The following is a 22,051-nucleotide window of genomic DNA, read 5'->3' as shown; positions in this document are numbered from 1 at the left end:
CATGCTACGCTTGTTGGTGAAGCGGCTGGCCAGGGCCGCGTAGCTGGCCGTGGAGGAGTTTTACGACAGCCTCTCACTTGCCCGGGTCCTTGTGCCAGGAGGGGTTTTCTGGTATAAAGGCCCTTGGGGAGTAGCCGCCCCGTAAAGGGGCCAGCCGGTCGTCAGTACGGGAGGCTTCCCCGGTCGGCTGGGGCGCCTTAGGGCGCATGGCGAGACCACCTGGAAGGGTGGCCTCGAGGCTCTTGCTACTCCCCAGGAAGGAGGAAGAGCATGGACATGCTGGCGTTGGCGCTCATGGGGCTGGTGTTCGTGGCCAGCCTGATCATCCAGGGAGGGTTGCAGGCCACCTTCGCCCGCTATGCCCGGGTGGCCAACAGCCGCGGCCTCACGGGGGCCGAGGTGGCCCGGGCCATCCTGGACGCCCATGGCCTCGCCCAGGTGCGGGTGGAACCCGTGCCCGGGGTCCTCACCGACCACTACGACCCCCACGCCAAGGCGGTGCGGCTTTCCGAGCCCAACTACGCTTCCCCTAGCCTCGCCGCTTTGGCCGTGGCGGCCCACGAGGTGGGGCACGCGGTGCAGGATGCCCAGGGCTACGCCTGGCTCAGGGTGCGGGCGAGCCTCTGGCCGGCGGCGAGCCTCGGGAGCAACCTGGGGCCCATCCTGGTGCTGGCGGGTCTCTTCCTCGGGGCCATCGGCCTCGCCAAGCTCGGCCTCTACCTCTACCTGGCCGTGGCCCTCTTCCAGCTCATCACCCTGCCCGTGGAGTTTGACGCCTCCAGGAGGGCCCTGGAGTTCCTCCGGCGCATGGGCTTCCTGAGCCGCGAGGAGATGGGCCCGGCCCGGCAGGTGCTCACCTGGGCGGCCCTCACTTACGTGGCGGCTTTGGCGAGCTCCTTGGCCACCATCCTCTACTACGCAAGCCTCCTGGGCTTCTTTGGCCGGAGGGAGGAGTAGGTGCCCCTGCTTCTTTGTCCCCACTGCCAGGTGGGCATGAAGGAGGTGGAGCGCCGGGGGGTCCTCATAGACCTCTGCCCGCAGTGCGGGGGGGTGTGGCTGGACCGGGGGGAGCTGGAGAAGCTTTTGGCCGAGGCCCGCGAGGTGGAGCGCTCCTACGAGGAGGAACGGGAGGCCTACTACCGCAAGGAGGGGAAGCCCTACAAGAAGAAAAAGGGCTTTCTGGAGCTCTTTGACTTCTTTGATTAGCCCTTCCTCGGCCCCCTGGCCAGGAGGGGGTAGCGGGAAGACCCCCTGGGGAAGCCCAGGGGGTCCTTGGCCTCGAGGGCTACTCGGCCTTTTGGAGGCGGAGGTACCAGCGGCGGTACTCGGTGTACTCCCCTTTCTTGGCCTCGTCGGCCTTCAGCTCGGGGAGGGTGGCGGGGGGCTTGACGATGCCCGGCTCCCCGGGCCGCCAGTTGGCGGGGGTGTTGAGGCCGGTGCGGTCGGTGAACTGCAGGGCCTGGAGGAAGCGGAGGATCTCGTCAATGTTGCGGCCCGTGGTCAGGGGGTAGTAGAGCATGCCCCGCAGGATCCCCTGGGGGTCAATGATGAAGACCGCCCGCACCGCCGCGGTTTCGCTGGCGGCGGGGTGGATCATGCCGTAGAGCTTGGAGACCCTCATGTCCAGGTCGGCGATGACGGGGAAGGTGATGGAGATGCCCGACATCTCCTCCAGGTCCTTGAGCCAGGCCAGGTGGGCGTAGATGGAGTCTATGGAAAGGCCCACCAGCTGGGCTCCCAGGGCCTCAAACTCCTTCTGCCGTTCGGCGAAGGCCAAAAACTCCGTGGAGCAGACCGGGGTGAAGTCGGCGGGGTGGCTGAAGAGGACCACCCACTTGCCCCTCAGGTCGGAAAGCCTCAGGTCCCCGAGGGTGGTCTTGGCCACGAAGTCGGGAGCGGGTTCGTTCAGGCGGGGTAGGGTGGGTACGGCGGTTTCATCCATACACGGCCTCCTTTCGCTGGCCGGGCCAGCGGGGGAATTATACCTCATCGGGGTATTTAACGCAAGCGCTTCGCATTATCGGTTGTTCCCGGAGCCCCCGAGCCTTCCCCGCTCCTTGCGGGAGCGGAGCTTCTCCAGGTTGGCCTGGGCCACGGCCTCGAGGCTCGCCCCCAGGTCCGTGGCCACCTGGGCCGCGTACCAGAGCACGTCCCCAAGCTCGGCGAGGATGGCCTCCCGCGCCTCCTCGCTGAGTTGCCCCCCGTGGTCCCGCAGGACCTTCTTCACCTTGTTGGCGAGCTCCCCGGCCTCCCCGGCGAGGCCCAGGGCGGGGTAGACCAGGCGGTGGGCCTCGGGGTAGAGGGCGGTCTTCTGGGCCTCTTTCTGGTACTCCTCAAAGCTCATGGACCACCTCCTTGCGGATGGCGTACACCCGGCTCACCCCCCCTTCGGTGGTGACCCCGTAGAGGGCGTGGCAGGCCTCCATGGTCCGCTTCTGGTGGGTCACCAGGAGGAACTGCCGCCCCGAGCGCAAAAAGCGGGCGAAGCGCAGGAGGTTCGCCTCGTCTAAGGCGGCGTCCACCTCGTCCAGAATGGCGATGGGAAGCCCCCCTTGAAGCTCCCCCAGGGCGAAGAGGAAGGCCAGGGCCCCAAGGGTCTTCTCCCCTAGGGAGAGGAGGCGGAGGTCCTGGGTGCGCTTGCCCCGGGGCACGAGGAGAAGCCGAAGCCCCCGGCCTTCCCGCCGGACCTCGGCCTGGGCTCCAAGAAGCCCTTCGGCGTGGGCCCGGAAGGCCTCCTGGAAGCGGTGGAAGCTCTCCTTAAGGCGCTCGGCGTACTCCCTCTCCACCGCCCTGACCTCGGCCTCGAGGCGGAGGAGGGCCTCCGTGGCCTCCTGCACCTCCTTCTCCTTGGCCAGGAGGAGGGGCTTCAGGGCGGCGAGCTCCCTTTCGGCCAGGGCGTTCACCGGGCCCAGGGCCTGCTGGTCCCGTTCGGCCTGGGCGAGCCGCGCCTGGAGGGCCCGGGGGCTTCCCGGGTGGCGTTCCCCGGGGGGAAGCTGGGCGAGCTCCCGGGAAAGCTCCTCCAGGAGGGCTTCCCTCCGGGCCAGGGTGAGGCGGAGGGCCTCCCGCTCCGAAAGCAGGGCGTTCCAGCGGGCGAGGGCCTGGGCTAGGGCCTCCTCGGCCTGGCGCCTTTCCCGGCGCAGGGCCTCGAGACGGGCCTCCAGGGCCTTGGCCTCCTCCTCCAGGGGGCTTGAGGCCACGAGGCGGCCTTCCAGCTCGGCGAGGCGGGCCCTCACCCGTTTGGCCTCCTCCCTCGCCTCGGCCCAGGCCTCCTTGGCCTCCTTGAGGAGGCGCCAGCGCTCCCAGGCCCCGGCCTGGGCCAGGGTCTCCTCCAGGGCCTTTTTCTCCATGAGGAGCGCCTCGAGCCTTCCCCCCTCCAGGGGCTCCTTCGGGGGCGAGGGGGGCTCGGGGGGCCTGGGAGGTGGGGTCTGGAGGCGGGCCTTGAGGGCCCTCACCTGGGCCCGGGCCTCCTCCAGGGCCTGGGCCTTGGGCAGGGGCTTCAGGGCTTCCTCCAGGGCTTGGGCTTCCTCCTTCAGGCGGCCGAGCTCCCCGTGAAGCTCCTCCAGACGCCCCCGGAGGCGCAGGGCCTCTCCTCCTCCCTTCACCCTCCCCCCGGTGAGGGCCCCGGTGCGCTCCAGGACCTCCCCCTCCAGGGTGACGAGCCTTTCCCTTCCCCCGGCCCTGCGGTAGGCCAGGGCGGCCTCGAGGTCCCGGAAGACCAGGGTGTCCCCCATGAGGACCCTTAAGACGGCCTCCTCGGGGAGGCCGGGAAGGCGGAGGCGGGCCAGGCGGTAGGCGGGGCCAAGGAGCCCCTCGGCCTCCCGGGGGCGGGGCGGGGGAGGGGGGTCCAGGAGGGTGAGGGGCAAGAAGGTGGCCCGCCCCCCCCGGGCCTTGAGGTGGAGGATGGCCTCCTGGGCCGCCCTTTCGTCTTCGGCGAGAACCCACTGAAGCCTGGGCCCTAAGGCCACCTCCAGGGCGAGCTCCAGCCCCTTCTCTGGCCTTATCAGGTCCGCCACCACCCCTAGGATTCCAGGGAGGCCCCGCACCCGCCGGGGGCCTTCCTGGAGGTCGGCTCCGGAGGCGAGAAGCCCCTCCAGGCGGGAGCGCTCCCGCTCCAGGGCCAGGGCCTGGGCCTGGACCTCGCGAAGCCGGGCCTCGAGCCTGCGCCGCTCTCCCACCGCCTCCTCCAGGGCCCTCAGGGCCTCTTCCCAGCGCTTGAGCTCCCCCTCCAGCCTGGCCCGCTCCTCCAGGGCCTGCTGGTAGGCGAGGAGGCGCTCCTGGTGGCGGGCGAGCTCCAGCTCGTAGCGGCGCCAGGCCTCCTCCAGGCGGCGCTTCTCCGCCAGGAGCCGGGCCTCGGCCTCCTTCAGGGCCTTAAGGCGCCTTTCCGCCTCCTCCCGGGGCAGGGGGGGCGGGGGCGGCGGGGGGCCGGGGTCTTCGGGCGGGGGGCGGTCCAGGGCCTTGAGGACCCGGCCGAGCTCCCTGGCCTCGGCCCTTAGGGCCTCCCTTTCCTTGAGGCCGAGGCGGACCTCCTCCAGGCGCCTTCTCAGGGCTTCCTCCTCCTGGGCCAGGGCCTCCCGCCGGGCCTCGAGGGCCCGCCTCCTCTCTAGGAGCCCCCCCTCCTCCTGGGCCAGGGCCTCTAGGCGGGCTTCGGCCGAGGCCATCTCCTTCTCCGCCTCCTCCTTGCGGGCGAGGAGGAGGCTTCGCCTGAGGCCAAGGACGAGCCCGGCGAGCTCCCGGGCTTTCCGCGCCCGCTCCGCCTCGGCCTCGAGGGCCAAAGCCCTTTCCCTGAGCCCAGAAAGCTCCCTCTCCTTGGCCTCTAGGAGGGCCGTGGCCTCCTCCAGGCGCTCCAGGGCGGCGCGGGCGGCCTCGGCCACGGGGCGGAGCCCCGCGGCCTCCTCCAGGTGGCCGAGAAGGACCTCCTCGGGGGCCTCGAGGAGGGCCCCCACCTCCCCCTGGCCCACGATGGCGTACCCTCCCCGGCCGAGCCCGGTGCCCGCCAGGTGGAGGGCCAGGGCCTTGGCGCTTAAGGGGCGGCCGTTCACCCGGAAGAGGCTCCGCTCCCCCTCAATGCGGCGCTCCACCACCAGGCGCTCGCCCCCTCGGGAAAGCTCCAGGCGCACCTCGGCGAAGCCCGCCGGGGGCCTTCCCTCGGCCCCGTGGAAGAGGAAGGTCTTAAGCTCCTGGCCCCTGAGCTCCTGGGCCCGGGCCCCGGTGGCGAAGCGCAGGGCCTCCACCAGGTTGCTCTTCCCCGAGCCGTTGGGCCCGATGATGCCGGTGATGGGGTCGGGGAAGTCCAAGACCGCGCGCTCGGCGAAGGACTTGAACCCCTGGAGGACGAGGCGGTCTAAGCGCCAGGTTTCCTTCATGGCAGGGCGTAGGGCTGGCTCAGGTCCAGGTGGGCCAGGCCGGGGCTGGGTTTCCCCTCCACCAAGAACCGCACCTCCTTGGCCCCCGGAAAGGAGGCGAGGAGGGTGTAGGCCAGGCTGTAGAGGCGGTAGGCCTCCCCCCCCGCGTCCAGGCGCTGGGCGAAGTCCTGGGGCAGGTCCACCACCAGGGTCTTCCCCACCCGAAAGAGGGCCCTCGGGCGAGGGGCCTTTAGGGCCTCCGCCCAGACCCCTAAGGCCTTGGCCTCCGGGGTCTCCCCGGGGCCGAGCTCCAGGGTCAGGGTTTCCTTGAGGAAGCCCTGGGGGGGGTTGGGGCGGTAGAGGACCAGGGTCAGGGAAGAGGCCTGCTTTTCCTCGGCGGGCAGGGGCAGGATGGGGGCGGAGGGGCCCCCTTGGGCCCGCCAGTAGGCGAGGCTTCCCAGGAGGAAGACCAGAAGCCCGAGGAGGTTCCAGGGGGTCAGGAAGCGCCTCATGGGGCCTCCAGGTACTGGCGGATGCCCTGGGCCACGGCCTGGGCCAGGGTCTTGCGGGCTTCCTCGGTTCTGAGCCGCTCCGCCCCCACCTCCAGGACCACCGCCGCCCCCGGCACGTCGGTGAGGGCGTAGGGGCCCTCGGCCTGGGCCACCACCAGGCCCAAGGTGGAGAAGGCCCGGGCCAGGGCCTCCGCCAGGAGGCGAGGGTCCCCGGCGTAGACCCTGAGGAGGGCGGCCTGCTCCTTGGGAGCGGTTTTCAGGAGGGCCTCGGCGTTCTGGGCCAGGGGGGTGGAGCGGGTCTTGGGCAGGTAGAGGTTGAGGCCGCTTCCCCGGGTCACGTGGAAGGAGACCACCACCGAGGCGGTCTTCGCCTTTTGGAGGCGGGCCTCAAGGGGCAGGGTCTCGTCCCGGGTCCGGGCCAGGCGGCTTCCCGGCAGGCGGGCCGCTACCCGCCGGGCCAGGTCCAGGGTGAGGTCCTTTTCCTGTAGCCCCTCCACCACCAAGCCCGGGTCCGCCCCCCCGTGCCCAGGGTCCAGCAGGACCTGGGGGGCGGGCCTGGGCAGGGCCCCCCACTCCAGGGCCACCTGGCCGCCCCCGGGGTAGTAGAGGCGGTCGGGGGGGGTGTCCAGGGGCAGGAAGAGGCCCAGGGCCTTCTGTTCAAGACCCGGTTCCTCCCCTTGGGCCAGGAGGAAGAGCACCCCGCCCTCCTGCTTGAGGGCGTTGACCTCCCGGGAAAAGCGCAGGAGAATGCGCCTCGAGGTCCTTTCCACTCCCAGGAGCCTGGCCCAGGGGAGGCTCAGGGCCACGCCCACCTGGGCCCGGTACTGGAGCCCCAGGGCCTCCGCCAGGGGCCTCAGGGGGACGTAGACCCCGTCCTCCCGCTTCCAGGCGGCTCCCTTCTTCGCCGCCTCCTTTTCCTGGCCCAGGACGGGGAAGCTTCGGAAGCGGCTTCCCAGGCCCAGGGCCACCCGGTCCTCTCCTCGCCAAAGGGCAAGCCCCAGCCCCCGGGCCAGAAGCCGCGCCTCCCCGTAGGCCACCCCTAGGCCCCCGGGGTAAAGGGCCTCCCCGGCGAGGGTCCCCACCTGCAGGGGCTTGGGCGCTTGGGCCAGGGCCAGGGCCAGGAAGGGCAGGAAGGGCCAAAGCCTCATAGTTCCTCCAGGGCCCGCCTTAGGGCCTGTTTCTTGTCGTCCTCCTTCTTCTGGTAGGCCTTCTTGCCCCGGGCGAGGCCCAAAAGCACCTTGGCGTAGCCCCGCTCGTTGAAGTAGATCTTCAAGGGGACCAGGGTGAGGCCCCTCTGCTCCACCCGGCCCCTTAGCTTATTCAGCTCGTGGCGGTGGAGGAGGAGCTTGCGCTTGCGGCGGGGGTCCACGTTGGCGTAGGAGCCCTTCTCGTAGGGAGCGATGTAGAGGTTTTCCAGGTAGAGCTCCCCGTCCTCAAAGCGGGCGAAGCTTCCCGTGAAGTCCACCTTCCCCGCCCTCAGGGACTTGACCTCGGTCCCTTTGAGGGCGATGCCCGCCTCGTAGGTCTCCAGGATCTCGTACTCGTGCCGCGCGCGGCGGTTCTCCAGCACGGGGGCTATCTTACCACCCCATGCGGGCCCAAGCCCGCATGGGGGCCCCGGCGTTACCAAGGCCGGTAGAGGTCCTCCCGGCGGTGGTGGAGGAGGGGGTACTTCTTGCGGTAGGCCTCGAGGAAGCCCCAGTCGGGCTCGGCGAGGAGGAGGCCTTCCTCCTCCCGCCTCCCCAGGACCCGCCCGTCGGGGGAGATAAAGAGGGTGGGGCTTCCCGTGTCCGCGCGGCTCGCCAGGAAGAGGTAGGCCTGGTTCTCCGCCGCCCGGGCCCGGGCGAGGACTTCCAAGAGCCCGGCGTACGCCCCGGGCCAGGCCGCCCCCAGGAGAAAGCCTGTGGCGCCCTTTAGGGCGTAGGCCCGGAAGAGCTCGGGGAAGTCCAGGTCGTAGCAGAGGGCGAGGCCAAAGCTTTGGCCCCCGAAGGGGAAGAGGACGGGCTTTTCCCCGGGGCGTAGGCCCTCGTCCCCCTCCTCCCCCTCCGCCCGGTAAAGGTGGAGCTTGGCGTAGGTGGGGCCTTGGGGGAAGGCCTGGAGGCGGTTTTCCCCTTCCGCGAGGTGCCCGGCGAGGAGGAGAAGCCCCGCCTCCTCCGCCAGCTCCCCCAGGGCCTCGGAAAGCCCGGGCTCTTCCCGCTTCCCCAGGACGAGCTCAGGGAGGAGGAGAAGCTCTGCCCCCCGGTCTTTGGCCTCCTCGGCCAGGGGGCAGAGGGCCTGGAGGAGCTCCCTTAGGCTTTCCCGCCTCCCCAGGTGGGCCAGGGCGAGGCGCATCAGCGGCCCAGGAAGCGCCAGGCGGTGGGAAGGAGGAGGGCGGTGAGAAGGGCCTTCGCCAGGTCCCCGGGAATGAAGGGGAAAAGCCCCATGGCCAAGAGGGCGGAAACGCCCCCGAACTTCCCCGCGCCCATGAGCCAGGCGGCGAGCCAGGGAAGCCCCACCAGGTAGAGGAGGGCGTTCCCCAGGAGCATGGCGAGGAGGGTGCCGAAAAAGCTCCGGTCCAGGCCGAAGCGCTCCACCAAAAGCCCCACGAGCCCCGCCGCCAGGGGGAAGGCGAGGAGGAACCCCCCGGTGGGCCCGAGGATCTTGGCGATCCCGCCCGTCCCCCCGGCGAAGACGGGGAGGCCCATGGCCCCCTCCACCAGGTAGGCGAGGAGGGAGAGGAAGCCCAAGCGGCTTCCCAGGGCCGCCCCCACCAGGAGGACGCCCAGGGTCTGCCCGGTGATGGGCACCGGGCTGAAGGGGAGGGGAAGGGCGGTCTGGGCGGTGAGGGCCACCAGGAGGCTTCCCGCGAAGACCAGGGCCAGGTTGCGGGCCAGGGTGGGCCTAGGCCAGAGGGCTTGGGCAAGGGTGGTTGCCTTCATAGGTACCTCCATGAGGACCGCCTCGAGGCGGTCGTAAACCAACATGCCCCAAAAAGGTTTACGCGTCAACCCCGAAGGGAAGGAGGGGCAAAAACTTATGGGAGAGGCCCTATACTAAGCCCATGGTCTCCCTTTGCCACCGAGGGGCCTAAGGAGGCGAGCTATGAAGGTAGGCATCAACGGATTCGGCAGGATTGGCCGCCAGGTCTTCCGCATCCTCCACGGGCGGGGCGTGGAGGTGGCCCTGGTCAACGACCTCACCGACAACAAGACCCTGGCCCACCTCTTGAAGTACGACTCCGTTTATGGTCGCTTCCCCGGGGAGGTGGGCTACGACGAGGAAAACCTCTATGTGAACGGGAAGGCCGTCCGGGCCACGGCCATCAAGGACCCCAAGGAGATCCCCTGGAAGGAGGCCGGGGTGGAGGTGGTGGTGGAGTCCACCGGGGTCTTCACCGAGGCCGAGAAGGCCCGCGCCCACCTCGAGGCCGGGGCCAGGAAGGTCATCATCACCGCTCCCGCCAAAGGGGAGGACATCACCATCGTTCTCGGGGTGAACCACGAGCAGTACGACCCCGCCAGGCACCACATCCTCTCCAACGCCAGCTGCACCACCAACTCCCTCGCCCCCGTGATGAAGGTCCTGGAGGAGGCCTTCGGGGTGGAGAAGGCCCTCATGACCACCGTCCACTCCTACACCAACGACCAGCGCCTCCTGGACCTGCCCCACAAGGACCTGCGCCGGGCCCGGGCGGCGGCGGTCAACATCATCCCCACCACCACGGGCGCGGCCAAGGCCACCGCTTTGGTCCTCCCCTCCCTCAAGGGGCGGTTTGACGGGATGGCCCTGAGGGTCCCCACCCCCACGGGAAGCATCTCCGACATCACCGCCCTCCTCAAGCGGGAGGTCAGCGCCGAGGAGGTGAACGCCGCCCTCAAGGCCGCGGCCGAGGGCCCCCTGAAGGGCATCCTGGCCTACACCGAGGACGAGATCGTCCTCCAGGACATCGTCATGGACCCCCACTCCTCCATCGTGGACGGGAAGCTCACCAAGGCCCTCGGCAACCTGGTGAAGGTCTTCGCCTGGTACGACAACGAGTGGGGCTACGCCAACCGGGTGGCCGACCTGGTGGAGCTCGTTCTCAAGAAGGGGGTTTAGATGCGCACCCTCAAGGACCTGGACCCCAGGGGCAAGCGGGTCCTGGTGCGGGTGGACTTCAACGTCCCTATCCAAGACGGAAAGGTCCAGGACGAGACCCGCATCCAGGAAAGCCTCCCCACCCTCCGCTACCTCCTGGAGGGCGGGGCCTCCTTGGTCCTCCTCTCCCACCTGGGCCGCCCCAAGGGGCCTGACCCCAAATACTCCCTGGCCCCCGTGGGCGAGGCCTTGGGGCGGCACCTTCCCGGGGTGCGCTTCGTGCCCCATAGCCCCGGCTCGGAGGAGGCCCAAAAGGCGGTGAGGGACCTCTCCCCGGGGGAGGTGGCCCTTCTGGAGAACGTCCGCTTTGAGCCGGGGGAGGAGAAGAACGACCCCGAGCTTTCCGCCCGCTACGCCAGGCTCGGGGAGGCCTTCGTCCTGGACGCCTTCGGGAGCGCCCACCGGGCCCACGCCAGCGTGGTGGGGGTGGCGAGGCTATTGCCCGCCTACGCCGGCTTCCTCATGGAGCGGGAGGTGCGGGCGCTCACCCGCCTCCTCCAGGACCCCGAGCGCCCCTACGCCGTGGTCTTGGGCGGGGCCAAGGTCTCCGACAAGATCGGGGTCATTGAGAGCCTCCTCCCCCGGATAGACCGCCTTTTGGTGGGCGGGGCCATGGCCTTCACCTTCCTCAAGGCCTTGGGCGGGGAGGTGGGGAGGAGCCTCGTGGAGGAGGACCGGCTGGACCTCGCCCGGGACCTCTTAGGGCGGGCCGAGGCCCTTGGGGTCCGGGTCTACCTCCCCGAGGACGTGGTGGCGGCGGAGCGCATAGAGCCCGGTGTGGACACCCGGGTCTATCCGGCCCGGGCCATCCCCGTGCCCTACATGGGCCTGGACATCGGGCCCAAGACCCAGGAGCTTTTCCGGGAGGCTTTAAGGGGCGTGCGCACCGCCTTCTGGAACGGGCCCATGGGGGTGTTTGAGGTGCCGCCTTTTGACCAGGGGACCCTGGCCGTGGGGCGGGCCCTGGCCGGGCTGGAAGGGGCCTTCACCGTGGTGGGCGGGGGGGACTCGGTGTCGGCGGTGAACCGCCTGGGCCTTAAGGACCGCTTCGGCCACGTGTCCACCGGAGGCGGGGCCAGCCTGGAGTTTTTGGAGAAGGGGACCTTGCCCGGCCTCGAGGTTCTAAAGTAACGCCATCTTGCTACCCCTTCCGACCGCCTCCCTCGGCCTCGCCCTCCCCTAGCCCGCAATCCGTAGGAGGGCGAGGAAGCTCTCAAGCTCCAGGCTTGCCCCGCCCACGAGCCCCCCGTCCACGTTGGGCATGGAGAGGAGGTCGGCGAAGTTCTTGGGGTTCACGCTTCCCCCGTAGAGGATGCGGACCCTTTGGGCGAAGGCCTCCCCGTACCGCTCCGAGAGGGCCTTGCGGATGGCCCGGTGCATGGCCTCGGCGTCCTCGGGGGTGGCGTTCTTCCCGGTGCCGATGGCCCAAACCGGTTCGTAGGCGATGACCAGGCGCTCGGGCGCGCTGGGCTCCACGCCATCCAGGCTCCCGAGAAGCTGTCTCAGGGTATAGGCCTCCGCCCCACCCTTTTCTCGGACCTCCAGGGGTTCGCCGACGCACAGGATGGGAACGATCCCCTCCTCCAGAAGCCTCTTGGCCTTCTCGGCCACCAGGGCGTCCGTTTCCCCGTGGTAGCGCCTCCTCTCCGAGTGGCCCACGATGGCGTAGCGGCAGCCGAGGTCGGAAAGCATCCGGGCTGAGACCTCCCCCGTGTAGGCCCCCTCCCTGTGGGGGGAGACGTCCTGGGCCCCGTAGGCCACCTCCGTGCCCGAGAGCACCTCCTTGGCCGCGGGGAGCATGGGGTAGGCGGGGAGCACCGCCGCCTCCGAATCTAGGGGAGGAAGGAGCCTTTTGAGCTCTGCGAACCAGACCCGGGCCTCGGAAGGGGTCTTGTGCATCTTCCAGTTGCCCGCCACAAGGACGCGCCGCATGGGGACATCTTAACGAAAACCCTCCCTACGGATGGCCATGGGAACAACTTGGGGAAGGTCCAGGGGCCCACCCTAACCGGCGTGGTAGTCTCAAGGCATGACCCTCGAGGAAGCCCGCAGGCGGGTGAACGAGCTTCGGGACCTCATCCGCTACCACAACTACCGCTACTACGTCCTGGACGACCCCGAGATATCCGACGCCGAGTACGACCGGCTTCTAAGGGAACTGAAGGAGCTTGAGGACCGCTTCCCCGAGCTCAAAAGCCCCGATTCCCCCACGCTTCAGGTGGGGGCGAGGCCCTTCGAGGCCACCTTCCGCCCCATCCGCCACCCCACCCGGATGTACTCCCTGGACAACGCCTTCACCCTGGAGGAGGTCCGGGCCTTTGAGGAGAGGGTAGAGCGGGCCCTGGGGCGGAAGGGCCCCTTTCCCTACACCGTGGAGCACAAGGTGGACGGGCTTTCCGTGAACCTCTACTACGAGGAGGGGGTCCTGGTCTTTGGGGCCACCCGGGGGGACGGGGAGGTGGGGGAGGAGGTGACCCAGAACCTCCTCACCATCCCCACCATTCCGAGAAGGCTAAAGGGGGTGCCGGACCGCCTCGAGGTCCGGGGCGAGGTCTACATGCCCATAGAGGCCTTCCTCCGGCTCAACGAGGAGCTGGAGGAGCGGGGGGAGAAGGTCTTCAAAAACCCCAGGAACGCGGCCGCAGGCTCCCTAAGGCAGAAGGACCCCCGGATCACCGCCAAGCGGGGCCTCAGGGCCACCTTCTACGCCCTGGGCCTCGGCCTGGAGGAGACGGGCCTCAAGACCCAGTACGAACTCCTCCTCTGGCTTAGGGAGAAGGGCTTCCCCGTGGAGCACGGCTTCACCCGGGCCGTGGGGGCGGAAGGGGTGGAGGCGGTCTACCAGGACTGGCTGAAGAAGCGGCGGGCGCTTCCCTTTGAGGCGGACGGGGTGGTGGTGAAGCTAGACGATCTTCTCCTTTGGCGGGAGCTCGGCTACACCGCCCGCGCCCCCCGCTTCGCCATCGCCTACAAGTTCCCCGCCGAGGAGAAGGAGACGAGGCTTTTGGACGTGGTCTTCCAGGTGGGGCGCACGGGGCGGGTAACCCCGGTGGGGGTCCTGGAACCCGTCTTCCTGGAGGGGAGTGAGGTCTCCCGGGTCACCCTCCACAACGAGGCCTACATAGAGGAGCTGGACCTCCGCATCGGGGACTGGGTTTTGGTGCACAAGGCGGGCGGAGTCATCCCCGAAGTGCTCAGGGTCCTGAAGGAGAAGAGAACCGGGGAAGAGCGGCCCATAAGGTGGCCCGAAACCTGCCCCGAGTGCGGCCACCCCCTGGTCAAGGAAGGGAAGGTCCACCGTTGCCCGAACCCCTTGTGCCCCGCCAAGCGCTTTGAGGCCATCCGCCACTACGCCTCCCGCAAGGCCATGGACATCCAGGGCCTGGGGGAGAAGCTCATCGAGAAGCTTTTGGAGAAGGGGCTGGTCAAGGACGTGGCCGACCTCTACCGCTTGAGGAAGGAAGACCTGGTGGGCCTGGAACGCATGGGGGAAAAGAGCGCAGAGAACCTCCTCCGCCAGATAGAGGAGAGCAAGGGCCGGGGCCTGGAGCGCCTCCTTTACGCCCTGGGGCTTCCGGGAGTGGGGGAGGTCCTGGCCCGGAACCTGGCGGCCAAGTTCCAGACCATGGACCGCCTCCTTAAGGCCAGCCTGGAGGAGCTTTTGGAGGTGGAGGAGGTGGGGGAGCTCACCGCGAGGGCCATCATGGAGACCCTCAAGGACCCCGCCTTCCGCGACCTGGTGCGGAGGCTCAAGGAGGCGGGGGTGGCGATGGAGGCCAAGGAGAAGGGGGGCGAAGCCTTAAAGGGCCTCACCTTCGTCATCACCGGGGAGCTTTCCCGGCCCCGGGAAGAGGTGAAGGCCCTCTTAAGGCGCCTTGGGGCTAAGGTGACGGACTCCGTGAGCCGCAAGACGAGCTACCTCGTGGTGGGGGAAAACCCGGGGAGCAAGCTGGAGAAGGCCAGGGCCCTCGGGGTCCCCACCCTGACGGAGGAGGAGCTTTACCGCCTCCTGGAGGCGCGGGCGGGGAGGAAGGTGGAAGAGCTCGCCTAAGGGGCCTCCCCGGGGCCGAAGAGCTTCTCCAGGGCCTCCTTCAGGCGGCTTCCCCCCAGGCCGAGCTCCCTCAGGGCCTTCTCGTAGAGCTCCGGGGTGAGGAGGCCCCTCAAGGCCCTAAGCTCCGTGCGGGAGAGGAGGGCGCCTTCCAGGACGTGCTCCTCAAAGGCCGCCCAGGCCAGGGGGACCCTGGCCTTGACGAGCTCGGCGATGGCCTGGGCGTACTGGCGGATCTCCCACTGGGCCTCGGGGGCGAGGCGGAGCTTGAGGAAGTGGAAGAGGTTGTGCAGGTCCTGCTTCCAGTAGAACTCGGTGTAGAGGTTTAAAGGGAGGACCATCCTCGCCATCTCCCGGGCCACGCCCTTTTGCAGAAGGGCCTGGTAGGCCCCGTAGGCTTCCTGTTCCGCCTTCCTCAGGAGGGCGAGGGCCTCCTCGTCCAAGAGGGCCCCCTCCGAGCCCTGCTTGTTCCTCTTCGCCTGCCTCCTGAAGGCCTCGGGCTCGTAGAACTCCTCCTTGAGGACGGAGTAGCGCCCCGAGACCTCGTTGACGCTCGCCGTGCGGTGGCGGAACCACTGGCGCACCACGAAAAGAGGGGCCTTGACGTGGAACTTGAACTCCACCATCTCAAAAGGGCTCGTGTGGCGGTGGCGCATGAGGTAGTCGATGAGGGCGGCGTCCTCCCGCACGGTCTTGGTTCCTTCCCCGTAGGAGACCCGGGCCGCCTGGACGATGGAAGCGTCGTCCCCCATCGCGTCCACCAGGCGCACGAACCCCTTGTCCAGGACGGGGATGGCCCTTCCAGGCTCCATGTTTCCCAGTCTACTTGCCAGGCGCCCCTTTCCCCCTTACCCTTAGGGCATGCGGGCCAGGACCTCTTTCGCCTGCAAGCGGCGCCACTAGGGGCCTCCGAGGGCGATGCGCGAAGTGCGGGCTTGGCCCTTGGGGCTCGGAAGGCTTAGGATAAAAAGGCTTGCGGGCGCTTGGCGCCTTCTTTTGGAGGGATATGCTCACCTTACCCGATTTTCCCCTACCTAACGAGCGGGGCCGCTTTGGACCCTATGGGGGGCGGTACGTGCCGGAGACCTTGATCCCGGCCCTGGAGGAGGTGGAGGCCGCTTACCGGGAGGCCAAGAAGGACCCCGCCTTTTTGGCGGAGCTGGAGCACTACCTGAGGAACTTCGCGGGGAGGCCCACGCCCCTCTACCACGCCAAGCGGCTCTCCGAGCACTGGGGCGGAGCCCAGGTCTACCTCAAGCGGGAGGACCTCCTCCACACCGGGGCCCACAAGATCAACAACACCCTGGGCCAGGCCCTTTTGGCGAAGCGCATGGGCAAGAGGCGGGTCATCGCCGAAACGGGGGCGGGCCAGCACGGGGTGAGCGTGGCCACGGTGGCGGCCCTTTTCGGCATGGAGTGCGTGGTCTACATGGGGGAGGAGGACGTGCGGCGCCAGGCCCTAAACGTCTTCCGCATGAGGCTTCTTGGGGCCGAGGTGCGCCCCGTGGCCGCGGGGAGCCGCACCCTCAAGGACGCCACCAACGAGGCCATCCGCGACTGGATCACCCACGTGCGCACCACCTTTTACGTCCTGGGCTCCGTGGTGGGCCCCCACCCCTACCCCATGATGGTGCGGGACTTCCAGAGCGTCATCGGGGAGGAGGTGAAGCGGCAAAGCCAGGAGCTTTTCGGCCGCTACCCCGACGCCCTCATCGCCGCCGTGGGGGGCGGGTCCAACGCCATCGGCCTCTTCGCCCCCTTCGCCTACCTTCCCGAGGGGGAAAGGCCCAGGCTCATCGGGGTGGAGGCGGCCGGAGAAGGGCTTTCCACGGGCAGGCACGCCGCGAGCATCGGAGCGGGGAAGCGGGGGGTTTTGCACGGGAGCTACATGTACCTCCTCTACGACCACGACGGCCAGATCACCCCGGCCCACTCCGTTTCCGCGGGGCTGGACTACCCGGGGGTGGGGCCGGAGCACAGCTACTACGCCGACACCGGCCTCGCCGAGTACGCCAGCGTGACCGACGAGGAGGCCCTGGAGGGATTTAAGCTCTTGGCCAGGCTCGAGGGCATCATCCCCGCCTTGGAGTCCGCCCACGCCATCGCCCACGCCGCCAAGGTGGTGCCGGAGATGGAGAAGGACCAGGTGGTGGTCATCAACCTCTCGGGCCGGGGGGACAAGGACGTCACCGAGGCCATGCGCCTCCTCGGGGGAGAGCTATGACCACGAAGGAGGCCTTCGCCAAGGCCAAGAGGGAGGGAAGGGCCGCCCTCATCCCCTACCTCACCGCGGGGTTTCCCAGCCGGGAGGGCTTTTTAGGGGCGGTGGAGGAGGTCTTGCCCTACGCCGACCTCTTGGAGATCGGCCTGCCCTACTCCGACCCCCTGGGGGACGGCCCCGTGATCCAGCGGGCAAGCGAAACCGCCTTGAGGAAGGGCATGAGCGTCCAGGGGACGCTGGAGCTCGTGCGGGAGGTGCGCGCCCTCACCGAGAAGCCCCTCTTCCTCATGACCTACCTGAACCCGGTTCTCGCCTGGGGGCCCGAGCGCTTCTTCAGCCTCTTCAAGCAGGCGGGAGCCACGGGGGCGATCCTCCCCGACCTCCCTCCCGACGAGGACCCGGCCCTGGTGCGCCTCGCCCAGGAGATCGGCCTGGAAACGGTGTTTCTCCTCGCCCCCACCTCCACGGAGGAGCGCATCGCCGCCGTGACCCGCTACGCCACCGGTTTCGTCTACGCCGTCTCCGTCACCGGGGTCACGGGGGCGCGGGAAAGGCTTCCCGAGGAGGTCAAGGACCTGGTGCGGCGCATCCGGGCCAAGACCCCCATCCCTATCGCCGTGGGCTTCGGCGTGTCCAACCGGGCCACGGCGGAGCAGGCGGCGGTGGCCGACGGCGTGGTGGTGGGAAGCGCCCTCATCCGGGCCCTCGAGGCGGGCCACCCCCTGGGCCCCATCCTGGAGGAGGTCCGCCAGGGCCTTTACCTGAGGGAGGCCGCCCCCTAGGCCAGGGGCAGTTCCACGGGCTCCGGTTCCTTCAGGATGGCCTCGGGGTCCGGGTAGCGGAGGACGCGGTAGAGGGGGTCGCGCTCGGCGGGCTTGAACCCCGCGTCCACGATGTGGCGCACGATCTGGCGCACCGTGGCGTGGGTGCGCCCGTGCCCCCCCGCCGCCGAGACCACGTTCTCCTCCAGCATGGTGCTCCCGAAGTCGTCGGCCCCGTAGTAGAGGGCGGCCTGGGCCACCTTGAAGCCCAGGGTGGGCCAGGAGGCCTGGAAGTGGGCGAAGTTGTCCAGGGCGAGGCGGGCGATGGCGAGGGTCTTCAGGTACTCGTGGGCCGTGGCCCCGGGGGCCTTGCCCTTGAGGCGGGTGTGCTCCACCTGGAGGGTCCAGAGGGCGAAGGCGGCGAAGCCGTTCTTGTGGCGCTCCAGGGCCCGGTCCTGCTGGGCGCGGAGGCCCAGGAGGTGGGCGGTCCTTTCCCTCGGCCCTTCCCCGAAGCCGATGACCATGCTGGCCAGGGTGTAAAGCCCGAGGGCCTGGGCCGCGTCCACGATGCGGTACCAGTCGGCGGTCCGGATGCGGGCGGGGGCGGCCTTAAGCCGCACCGCGTCCACCAGGATCTCCGCCCCCGCCCCCGGCATCCCGTCCAGACCGGCTTCCTTGAGCTTCTCAAGAATGGATTCGGCCCTGAGCCCGGTGAGCCTTTCCAGCCCCAGGATCTCCTCGGGGCTGAAGGCGTCTATGCGGAGGTCGGGGAAGCGCCCCTTGAGGTAGCGGAGGAGGTCCAGGTACCACTCCAGGGGAAGCTCGGGGTTCACCCCGCCCTGCATGAGGATCCGCCTGCCCCCCACCCCGTAGAGCTCCTCCACCTTCCGCGCGATCTCCTCATAGCTCAGGGTGTAGGCGTCCTTTTGCCTCCTCGTGCGGTAGAAGGCGCAGAAGGCGCAGGCCACGGTGCAGACGTTGGTGTAGTTGATGTTGCGGTCTATGAGGAAGGTCACCACCTCGGGGTCGGTCTTCCTGAGGCGCACCTCGTGGGCGGCGGCGGCGAGCTCGGGGAGGGGCAGGTCAAAAAGGCTTAGGACCTCGGCCTCGGAAAGCCTCTCCCCGGCCACGGCCTTCTCCAGGACGTCCATGTCCCCTATCCTACACCCGCGTTTTCCCGGGGGGGGTGGCCTCCGGTAAAATCGGGGCATGGAGCTCAAGCTCATCCCCATTGAGAAGCCCGAAAACCTGAACGTCATCCTGGGCCAGGCCCACTTCATCAAGACGGTGGAGGACCTCCACGAGGCCCTGGTCACGGCCGTGCCCGGCATCAAGTTCGGCCTCGCCTTCTCCGAGGCGAGCGGCAAGCGCCTCGTCCGCCGCTCGGGGACGGACGAGGCCCTGGTGGAGCTTGCCGTGAAGAACCTCCTCAACCTGGCCTCGGGCCACGCCTTCCTCATCGTCTTGGGGGAGGGCTTCTACCCCATCAACGTCCTCCACGCGGTAAAGGCCTGCCCCGAGGTGGTGCGCATCTTCGCCGCCACCGCCAACCCCCTCAAGGTGGTGGTGGCCGAGGAGGGGGAGCAGCGGGCCATCCTCGGGGTCATGGACGGCTTCACGCCCCTGGGCGTGGAGGACGAGGCCGAGGTGGCCTGGCGCAAGGACCTGCTTCGCCGCCTCGGCTACAAGCTGTAGCTCCTCCCAGGGGCGGGTATAATCCCGCACATGGAAGGCACGCTGGCCCCAGACTTCGCTCTCCCCGACCAGGAGGGAAGGGTCCACCGCCTCTCCGACTACCGGGGGCGGTGGGTGGTCCTCTACTTCTACCCCAAGGACGACACCCCCGGGTGCACCAAGGAGGCCCGCGGCTTCCGGGACCACATGGGAAGCCTACAGGCCCTGGGGGCGGTGGTCCTCGGGGTCTCGGCGGACGACGTGAAAAGCCACAAGCGCTTCGCCGAGAAGTACGGCCTGAACTTCCCCCTCCTCGCCGACCCCGAGCGGAAGGCCATAGAGGCCTACGGGGCCTGGGGGAAGAAGAAGTTTTACGGCAAGGAGGTGGAGGGGGTGCTCCGCCAGACCTTCCTCATAGACCCCGAGGGCCGCATCGCCAAGGTTTGGCGCAAGGTCTCCCCCGAGGGGCACGCCCTCGAGGTGGCCGAGGCCCTGAAAGCCCTTAGGGGAGCCTGATGGAGCGCCCCCTGGAAAGCTATAAAAAGGAGGCGGCCCACGCCGCCGTGGCCTACGTCCAGGACGGGATGGTGGTGGGCCTGGGCACGGGCTCCACGGCCCGCTACGCCCTGCTTGAGCTCGCCCGGCGCCTTCGGGAGGGGGAGCTAAAGGGCGTGGTGGGGGTGCCCACCTCGAGGACCACGGAGGAGCTCGCCAAGCGGGAGGGGATCCCCCTCGTGGACCTTCCCCCGGAGGGGGTGGACCTGGCCATAGACGGGGCGGACGAGATCGCCCCGGGCCTTGCCCTCATCAAGGGCATGGGCGGGGCCCTTCTCCGGGAAAAGATCGTGGAGGCCACGGCCAGGGAGTTTTTGGTCATCGCCGACCACACCAAGAAGGTGCCCGCCCTGGGCCGGGGCCCGGTGCCGGTGGAGATCGTCCCCTTCGGCCACCGGGCGACCCTGAAGGCCATCGCCGCCCTCGGGGGGGAGCCCGAGCTCCGCATGGACGGGGACGAGCTCTACTTCACCGACGGCGGCCACCTCATCGCCGACTGCCGCTTCGGCCCCATCGGGGACCCCTTGGGCCTGCACCGGGCGCTTTTGGAGATCCCCGGGGTGGTGGAGACGGGGCTTTTCGTGGGCCTGGCCACCCGGGCCCTGGTGGCGGGGCCCTTTGGGGTGGAGGAGCTTCTGCCGTAGAATGGGGGCCATGAAGGGCATGCCCCGGCCCTAGGGCGGGAAGGCTTCCCCGCCCGGGGCGCGTGCCCCGGTTTTTTTTAGGGAGGGCGCATGGAAAAGGTCTTCTACGTGACCACCCCCATCTACTACGTGAACGCCGAGCCCCACCTGGGCCACGCCTACACCACGGTGGTGGCGGACTTCCTGGCCCGGTGGCACCGGCTGGACGGCTACCGCACCTACTTCCTCACCGGCACCGACGAGCACGGGGAGACGGTCTACCGGGCCGCCGAGCGGGCGGGGGAGGACCCCAAGGCCTTCGTGGACCGGGTCTCCGAGCGCTTCAAGAGGGCCTGGGACCTCCTCGGCATCGCCTACGACGACTTCATCCGCACCACGGAGGAAAGGCACAAGGAGGTGGTAAAGCTCGTCCTAAAGAAGGTCTACGAGGCCGGGGACATCTACTACGGGGAGTACGAGGGCCTCTACTGCGTCTCCTGCGAGCGCTTTTACACGGAGAAGGAGCTCTCTGAGGGCCTTTGCCCCATCCACGGGAGGCCCGTGGAGAAGCGGAAGGAGGGGAACTACTTCTTCCGCATGGAGAAGTACCGCCCCTGGCTCCAGGAGTACCTCCAGGAAAACCCCGACCTCATCCGCCCCGAAGGGTACCGGAACGAGGTCCTGGCCATGCTCTCTGAGCCCATCGGGGACCTCTCCATCTCCAGGCCCCGCTCCCGCGTCCCCTGGGGCATCCCCCTCCCCTGGGACGAGGACCACGTGACCTACGTTTGGTTTGACGCCCTCCTGAACTACGTCTCGGCCCTGGGCTACCCCGAGGGGGAGGCCTACCGCACCTTCTGGCCCCACGCCTGGCACCTCATCGGCAAGGACATCCTGAAGCCCCACGCCGTCTTCTGGCCCACCATGCTGAAGGCGGCGGGGATCCCCATGTACCGCCACCTGAACGTGGGGGGGTTTCTGCTGGGCCCAGACGGGCGGAAGATGTCCAAGACCCTGGGGAACGTGGTGGACCCCTTCGCCCTTCTGGAGAAGTACGGCCGGGACGCCCTGCGCTACTACCTCCTTAGGGAGATCCCCTACGGCCAGGACACCCCGGTGAGCGAGGAGGCCCTCAAGACCCGGTACGAGGCCGACCTCGCCGACGACCTGGGGAACCTGGTGCAGAGGACCCGGGCCATGCTCTTCCGCTTCGCCGAGGGGCGCATCCCCGAGCCCGTGGCGGGGGAGGAGCTCGCCGAGGGGACGGGGCTTGCCGCGAGGCTCAGGGCCCTGGTGCGGGAGCTCAAGCTCCACGTGGCCCTCGAGGAGGCCATGGCCTACGTCAAGGCCTTAAACCGCTACATCAACGAGAAGAAGCCCTGGGAGCTCCATAAGCGGGACCCCAAGGAGGCCCAGGCCGTGCTCTACCGGGTGGTGGAGGGCCTGAGGATCGCCTCCATCCTCCTCACCCCCGCCATGCCGGGCAAGATGAAAGAGCTCAGGCGGGCCCTGGGGCTTAAGGAGGAGGTGAGCCTAAAGGAGGCCGAGCGCTGGGGCCTGGCCGAGCCCCGTCCCCTCCCCGAGGAGGCCCCCGTGCTCTTCCCCAAGGAGGCGAGGAGGGAGGAGGCGAGGGGAGGCGTGGAACCTTCCCAGATCGGCATAGAGGACTTCGCCAAGGTGGAGCTCAGGGTGGCGGAGGTGGTGGCCGCGGAGAGGCACCCGAACGCCGACCGCCTCCTCGTCCTCAGGCTTTCCCTGGGGAAGGAGGAGCGCACCGTGGTCTCGGGGATCGCCAAGTGGTACCGCCCCGAGGAGCTCGTGGGCAAGAAGGTGGTCCTGGTGGCGAACCTGAAGCCCGCCAAGCTCCGGGGCATTGAGAGCCAGGGGATGATCCTGGCGGCCCAGGAGGGGGAGGCCCTGGCCCTGGTGACCGTGGAGGGGGAGGTGCCCCCGGGGGCGGTGGTCCGGTAGTCCTTCCTTAAGGGGCGGTTAACCTAACCCTCATCTTTCCTTGCGGCCTGCCGGTATATTTTTGGAGTGGGCAGGGACTTGATTCCCTTCCCAGGAAGGAGGCCATATGCGTGGTTTAAGCGGCTTTCTCGCTCTGCTTTCCCTTGCTCTGGCCCAGACGGTAAGCTTGCCCAAGCCGGAAGGCCCCGTGGTGGAGGTGGTCGCGCCCAATGCGAACGCTACCTTTAA

At 68.9% G+C, this 22,051-nt stretch carries 22 protein-coding genes; 11 read left to right on the top strand and 11 right to left on the bottom strand.

Translation table 11 applies throughout. The annotated features are described in order from the left end of the window. Window positions 1-270: 270 nt before the first annotated feature. On the top strand, window positions 271-957 hold the full coding sequence (locus tag ABJK26_RS07205; protein ID WP_347241602.1) for a zinc metallopeptidase: 687 nt from the start codon (window positions 271-273) through the stop codon (window positions 955-957). Beyond that, entirely contained in the window at window positions 958-1,206 is a 249-nt protein-coding gene (locus tag ABJK26_RS07200) for a zf-TFIIB domain-containing protein (protein ID WP_347241601.1), read from the top strand. A gap of 79 nt (window positions 1,207-1,285) precedes the next feature. Here ABJK26_RS07200 and ABJK26_RS07195 read toward each other — a convergent pair whose 3' ends face one another. The 8 genes from ABJK26_RS07195 to ABJK26_RS07160 form a co-directional block, all read right to left on the bottom strand. Continuing rightward, the gene (locus ABJK26_RS07195; RefSeq protein WP_347241600.1) at window positions 1,286-1,942 is read right to left on the bottom strand and encodes a peroxiredoxin; all 657 of its coding nucleotides are present in this window, start codon (window positions 1,940-1,942) and stop codon (window positions 1,286-1,288) included. Between the two features lie 75 nt (window positions 1,943-2,017). Further along, window positions 2,018-2,344, bottom strand: a complete 327-nt coding sequence (locus ABJK26_RS07190) for a nucleoside triphosphate pyrophosphohydrolase family protein (protein WP_347241599.1) — start codon at window positions 2,342-2,344, stop codon at window positions 2,018-2,020. Next, window positions 2,334-5,363: a chromosome segregation SMC family protein gene (locus ABJK26_RS07185; RefSeq protein WP_347241598.1), complete on the bottom strand. Its 3,030-nt coding sequence runs from the start codon at window positions 5,361-5,363 to the stop codon at window positions 2,334-2,336. Before ABJK26_RS07185 ends, ABJK26_RS07190 begins: the two co-directional genes overlap by 11 nt. Beyond that, entirely contained in the window at window positions 5,360-5,854 is a 495-nt protein-coding gene (locus ABJK26_RS07180) for a GerMN domain-containing protein (RefSeq protein WP_347241597.1), read from the bottom strand. Before ABJK26_RS07180 ends, ABJK26_RS07185 begins: the two co-directional genes overlap by 4 nt. Further along, window positions 5,851-7,002: an N-acetylmuramoyl-L-alanine amidase gene (locus ABJK26_RS07175; protein WP_347241596.1), complete on the bottom strand. Its 1,152-nt coding sequence runs from the start codon at window positions 7,000-7,002 to the stop codon at window positions 5,851-5,853. The genes ABJK26_RS07180 and ABJK26_RS07175 overlap by 4 nt, the downstream gene beginning before the upstream one ends. Continuing rightward, complete coding sequence (smpB, locus tag ABJK26_RS07170; protein WP_347241604.1) at window positions 6,999-7,433, bottom strand: SsrA-binding protein SmpB; 435 nt, start codon at window positions 7,431-7,433, stop codon at window positions 6,999-7,001. The genes ABJK26_RS07175 and smpB overlap by 4 nt, the downstream gene beginning before the upstream one ends. 44 nt (window positions 7,434-7,477) lie before the next feature. Further along, the gene (locus tag ABJK26_RS07165) at window positions 7,478-8,185 is read right to left on the bottom strand and encodes a nitrilase-related carbon-nitrogen hydrolase (protein WP_347241595.1); all 708 of its coding nucleotides are present in this window, start codon (window positions 8,183-8,185) and stop codon (window positions 7,478-7,480) included. After that, complete coding sequence (locus ABJK26_RS07160) at window positions 8,185-8,772, bottom strand: biotin transporter BioY (protein ID WP_347241603.1); 588 nt, start codon at window positions 8,770-8,772, stop codon at window positions 8,185-8,187. Before ABJK26_RS07160 ends, ABJK26_RS07165 begins: the two co-directional genes overlap by 1 nt. Before the next feature lie 163 nt (window positions 8,773-8,935). Here ABJK26_RS07160 and gap point away from each other — a divergent pair, with 163 nt between their 5' ends. Beyond that, window positions 8,936-9,931 (top strand): type I glyceraldehyde-3-phosphate dehydrogenase, encoded by a 996-nt coding sequence (gap, locus tag ABJK26_RS07155; RefSeq protein ID WP_347241594.1) that lies wholly within the window; start codon window positions 8,936-8,938, stop codon window positions 9,929-9,931. Next, window positions 9,932-11,101 (top strand): phosphoglycerate kinase, encoded by a 1,170-nt coding sequence (locus tag ABJK26_RS07150; RefSeq protein ID WP_347241593.1) that lies wholly within the window; start codon window positions 9,932-9,934, stop codon window positions 11,099-11,101. Window positions 11,102-11,149: 48 nt separating this feature from the next. On the opposite strand, the gene tpiA is transcribed toward ABJK26_RS07150, so the two are convergent. Then, window positions 11,150-11,902 (bottom strand): triose-phosphate isomerase, encoded by a 753-nt coding sequence (gene tpiA / locus ABJK26_RS07145; protein ID WP_347241592.1) that lies wholly within the window; start codon window positions 11,900-11,902, stop codon window positions 11,150-11,152. Window positions 11,903-11,999: 97 nt separating this feature from the next. On the opposite strand from tpiA, the gene ligA reads away from it, so the two are divergent. Further along, window positions 12,000-14,021: an NAD-dependent DNA ligase LigA gene (gene ligA / locus ABJK26_RS07140; protein WP_347241591.1), complete on the top strand. Its 2,022-nt coding sequence runs from the start codon at window positions 12,000-12,002 to the stop codon at window positions 14,019-14,021. On the opposite strand, the gene thyX is transcribed toward ligA, so the two are convergent. After that, window positions 14,018-14,830: an FAD-dependent thymidylate synthase gene (gene thyX, locus ABJK26_RS07135; protein WP_347241590.1), complete on the bottom strand. Its 813-nt coding sequence runs from the start codon at window positions 14,828-14,830 to the stop codon at window positions 14,018-14,020. The two genes, ligA and thyX, sit on opposite strands and share 4 nt — an antisense overlap. 194 nt (window positions 14,831-15,024) lie before the next feature. Here thyX and trpB point away from each other — a divergent pair, with 194 nt between their 5' ends. Next, window positions 15,025-16,242 (top strand): tryptophan synthase subunit beta, encoded by a 1,218-nt coding sequence (gene trpB / locus ABJK26_RS07130; protein ID WP_347241589.1) that lies wholly within the window; start codon window positions 15,025-15,027, stop codon window positions 16,240-16,242. Then, window positions 16,239-17,021: a tryptophan synthase subunit alpha gene (trpA, locus tag ABJK26_RS07125; RefSeq protein ID WP_347241588.1), complete on the top strand. Its 783-nt coding sequence runs from the start codon at window positions 16,239-16,241 to the stop codon at window positions 17,019-17,021. The genes trpB and trpA overlap by 4 nt, the downstream gene beginning before the upstream one ends. On the opposite strand, the gene ABJK26_RS07120 is transcribed toward trpA, so the two are convergent. Continuing rightward, window positions 17,018-18,151, bottom strand: a complete 1,134-nt coding sequence (locus ABJK26_RS07120; protein WP_347241587.1) for a CofH family radical SAM protein — start codon at window positions 18,149-18,151, stop codon at window positions 17,018-17,020. The two genes, trpA and ABJK26_RS07120, sit on opposite strands and share 4 nt — an antisense overlap. Before the next feature lie 58 nt (window positions 18,152-18,209). Between ABJK26_RS07120 and ABJK26_RS07115 the strand changes: the two genes are divergently transcribed. The 4 genes from ABJK26_RS07115 to metG all read left to right on the top strand — a co-directional run bounded on the left by ABJK26_RS07115 (window position 18,210) and on the right by metG (window position 21,823). Further along, the gene (locus ABJK26_RS07115; RefSeq protein WP_347241586.1) at window positions 18,210-18,695 is read left to right on the top strand and encodes an adenosine-specific kinase; all 486 of its coding nucleotides are present in this window, start codon (window positions 18,210-18,212) and stop codon (window positions 18,693-18,695) included. A 30-nt stretch (window positions 18,696-18,725) separates the two neighbouring features. Continuing rightward, window positions 18,726-19,190, top strand: coding sequence for a thioredoxin-dependent thiol peroxidase (bcp, locus tag ABJK26_RS07110; protein WP_347241585.1), 465 nt, complete (start codon window positions 18,726-18,728; stop codon window positions 19,188-19,190). Then, the gene (rpiA, locus tag ABJK26_RS07105) at window positions 19,190-19,873 is read left to right on the top strand and encodes a ribose-5-phosphate isomerase RpiA (RefSeq protein WP_347241584.1); all 684 of its coding nucleotides are present in this window, start codon (window positions 19,190-19,192) and stop codon (window positions 19,871-19,873) included. Before bcp ends, rpiA begins: the two co-directional genes overlap by 1 nt. 90 nt (window positions 19,874-19,963) lie before the next feature. Beyond that, a complete protein-coding gene (metG, locus tag ABJK26_RS07100; protein ID WP_347241583.1) occupies window positions 19,964-21,823 on the top strand; it encodes a methionine--tRNA ligase in 1,860 nt (619 codons plus the stop codon). Window positions 21,824-22,051: the final 228 nt, after the last annotated feature.

The organism is Thermus sp. (assembly GCF_039793865.1).
Taxonomy (GTDB): Bacteria; Deinococcota; Deinococci; order Deinococcales; family Thermaceae; genus Thermus.
Note: the sequence above shows the minus strand (reverse complement) of the source record. Positions and strands in the feature narration are given on the sequence as shown.

What these genes read in the sequence shown, in the direction of transcription:
- thyX (WP_347241590.1), bottom strand. Translation starts at nt 14,830, where the DNA reads ATGGAGCCTGGAAGGGCCATCCCCGTCCTGGACAAGGGGTTCGTGCGC.
- ABJK26_RS07175 (WP_347241596.1), bottom strand. Translation starts at nt 7,002, where the DNA reads ATGAGGCTTTGGCCCTTCCTGCCCTTCCTGGCCCTGGCCCTGGCCCAA.
- ABJK26_RS07180 (WP_347241597.1), bottom strand. Translation starts at nt 5,854, where the DNA reads ATGAGGCGCTTCCTGACCCCCTGGAACCTCCTCGGGCTTCTGGTCTTC.
- ABJK26_RS07120 (WP_347241587.1), bottom strand. Translation starts at nt 18,151, where the DNA reads ATGGACGTCCTGGAGAAGGCCGTGGCCGGGGAGAGGCTTTCCGAGGCC.
- trpA (WP_347241588.1), top strand. Translation starts at nt 16,239, where the DNA reads ATGACCACGAAGGAGGCCTTCGCCAAGGCCAAGAGGGAGGGAAGGGCC.
- ABJK26_RS07115 (WP_347241586.1), top strand. Translation starts at nt 18,210, where the DNA reads ATGGAGCTCAAGCTCATCCCCATTGAGAAGCCCGAAAACCTGAACGTC.
- tpiA (WP_347241592.1), bottom strand. Translation starts at nt 11,902, where the DNA reads ATGCGGCGCGTCCTTGTGGCGGGCAACTGGAAGATGCACAAGACCCCT.
- ABJK26_RS07150 (WP_347241593.1), top strand. Translation starts at nt 9,932, where the DNA reads ATGCGCACCCTCAAGGACCTGGACCCCAGGGGCAAGCGGGTCCTGGTG.
- ABJK26_RS07195 (WP_347241600.1), bottom strand. Translation starts at nt 1,942, where the DNA reads ATGGATGAAACCGCCGTACCCACCCTACCCCGCCTGAACGAACCCGCT.
- ligA (WP_347241591.1), top strand. Translation starts at nt 12,000, where the DNA reads ATGACCCTCGAGGAAGCCCGCAGGCGGGTGAACGAGCTTCGGGACCTC.
- ABJK26_RS07185 (WP_347241598.1), bottom strand. Translation starts at nt 5,363, where the DNA reads ATGAAGGAAACCTGGCGCTTAGACCGCCTCGTCCTCCAGGGGTTCAAG.
- trpB (WP_347241589.1), top strand. Translation starts at nt 15,025, where the DNA reads ATGCTCACCTTACCCGATTTTCCCCTACCTAACGAGCGGGGCCGCTTT.
- rpiA (WP_347241584.1), top strand. Translation starts at nt 19,190, where the DNA reads ATGGAGCGCCCCCTGGAAAGCTATAAAAAGGAGGCGGCCCACGCCGCC.
- ABJK26_RS07160 (WP_347241603.1), bottom strand. Translation starts at nt 8,772, where the DNA reads ATGAAGGCAACCACCCTTGCCCAAGCCCTCTGGCCTAGGCCCACCCTG.
- metG (WP_347241583.1), top strand. Translation starts at nt 19,964, where the DNA reads ATGGAAAAGGTCTTCTACGTGACCACCCCCATCTACTACGTGAACGCC.
- ABJK26_RS07165 (WP_347241595.1), bottom strand. Translation starts at nt 8,185, where the DNA reads ATGCGCCTCGCCCTGGCCCACCTGGGGAGGCGGGAAAGCCTAAGGGAG.
- gap (WP_347241594.1), top strand. Translation starts at nt 8,936, where the DNA reads ATGAAGGTAGGCATCAACGGATTCGGCAGGATTGGCCGCCAGGTCTTC.
- bcp (WP_347241585.1), top strand. Translation starts at nt 18,726, where the DNA reads ATGGAAGGCACGCTGGCCCCAGACTTCGCTCTCCCCGACCAGGAGGGA.
- ABJK26_RS07190 (WP_347241599.1), bottom strand. Translation starts at nt 2,344, where the DNA reads ATGAGCTTTGAGGAGTACCAGAAAGAGGCCCAGAAGACCGCCCTCTAC.
- ABJK26_RS07205 (WP_347241602.1), top strand. Translation starts at nt 271, where the DNA reads ATGGACATGCTGGCGTTGGCGCTCATGGGGCTGGTGTTCGTGGCCAGC.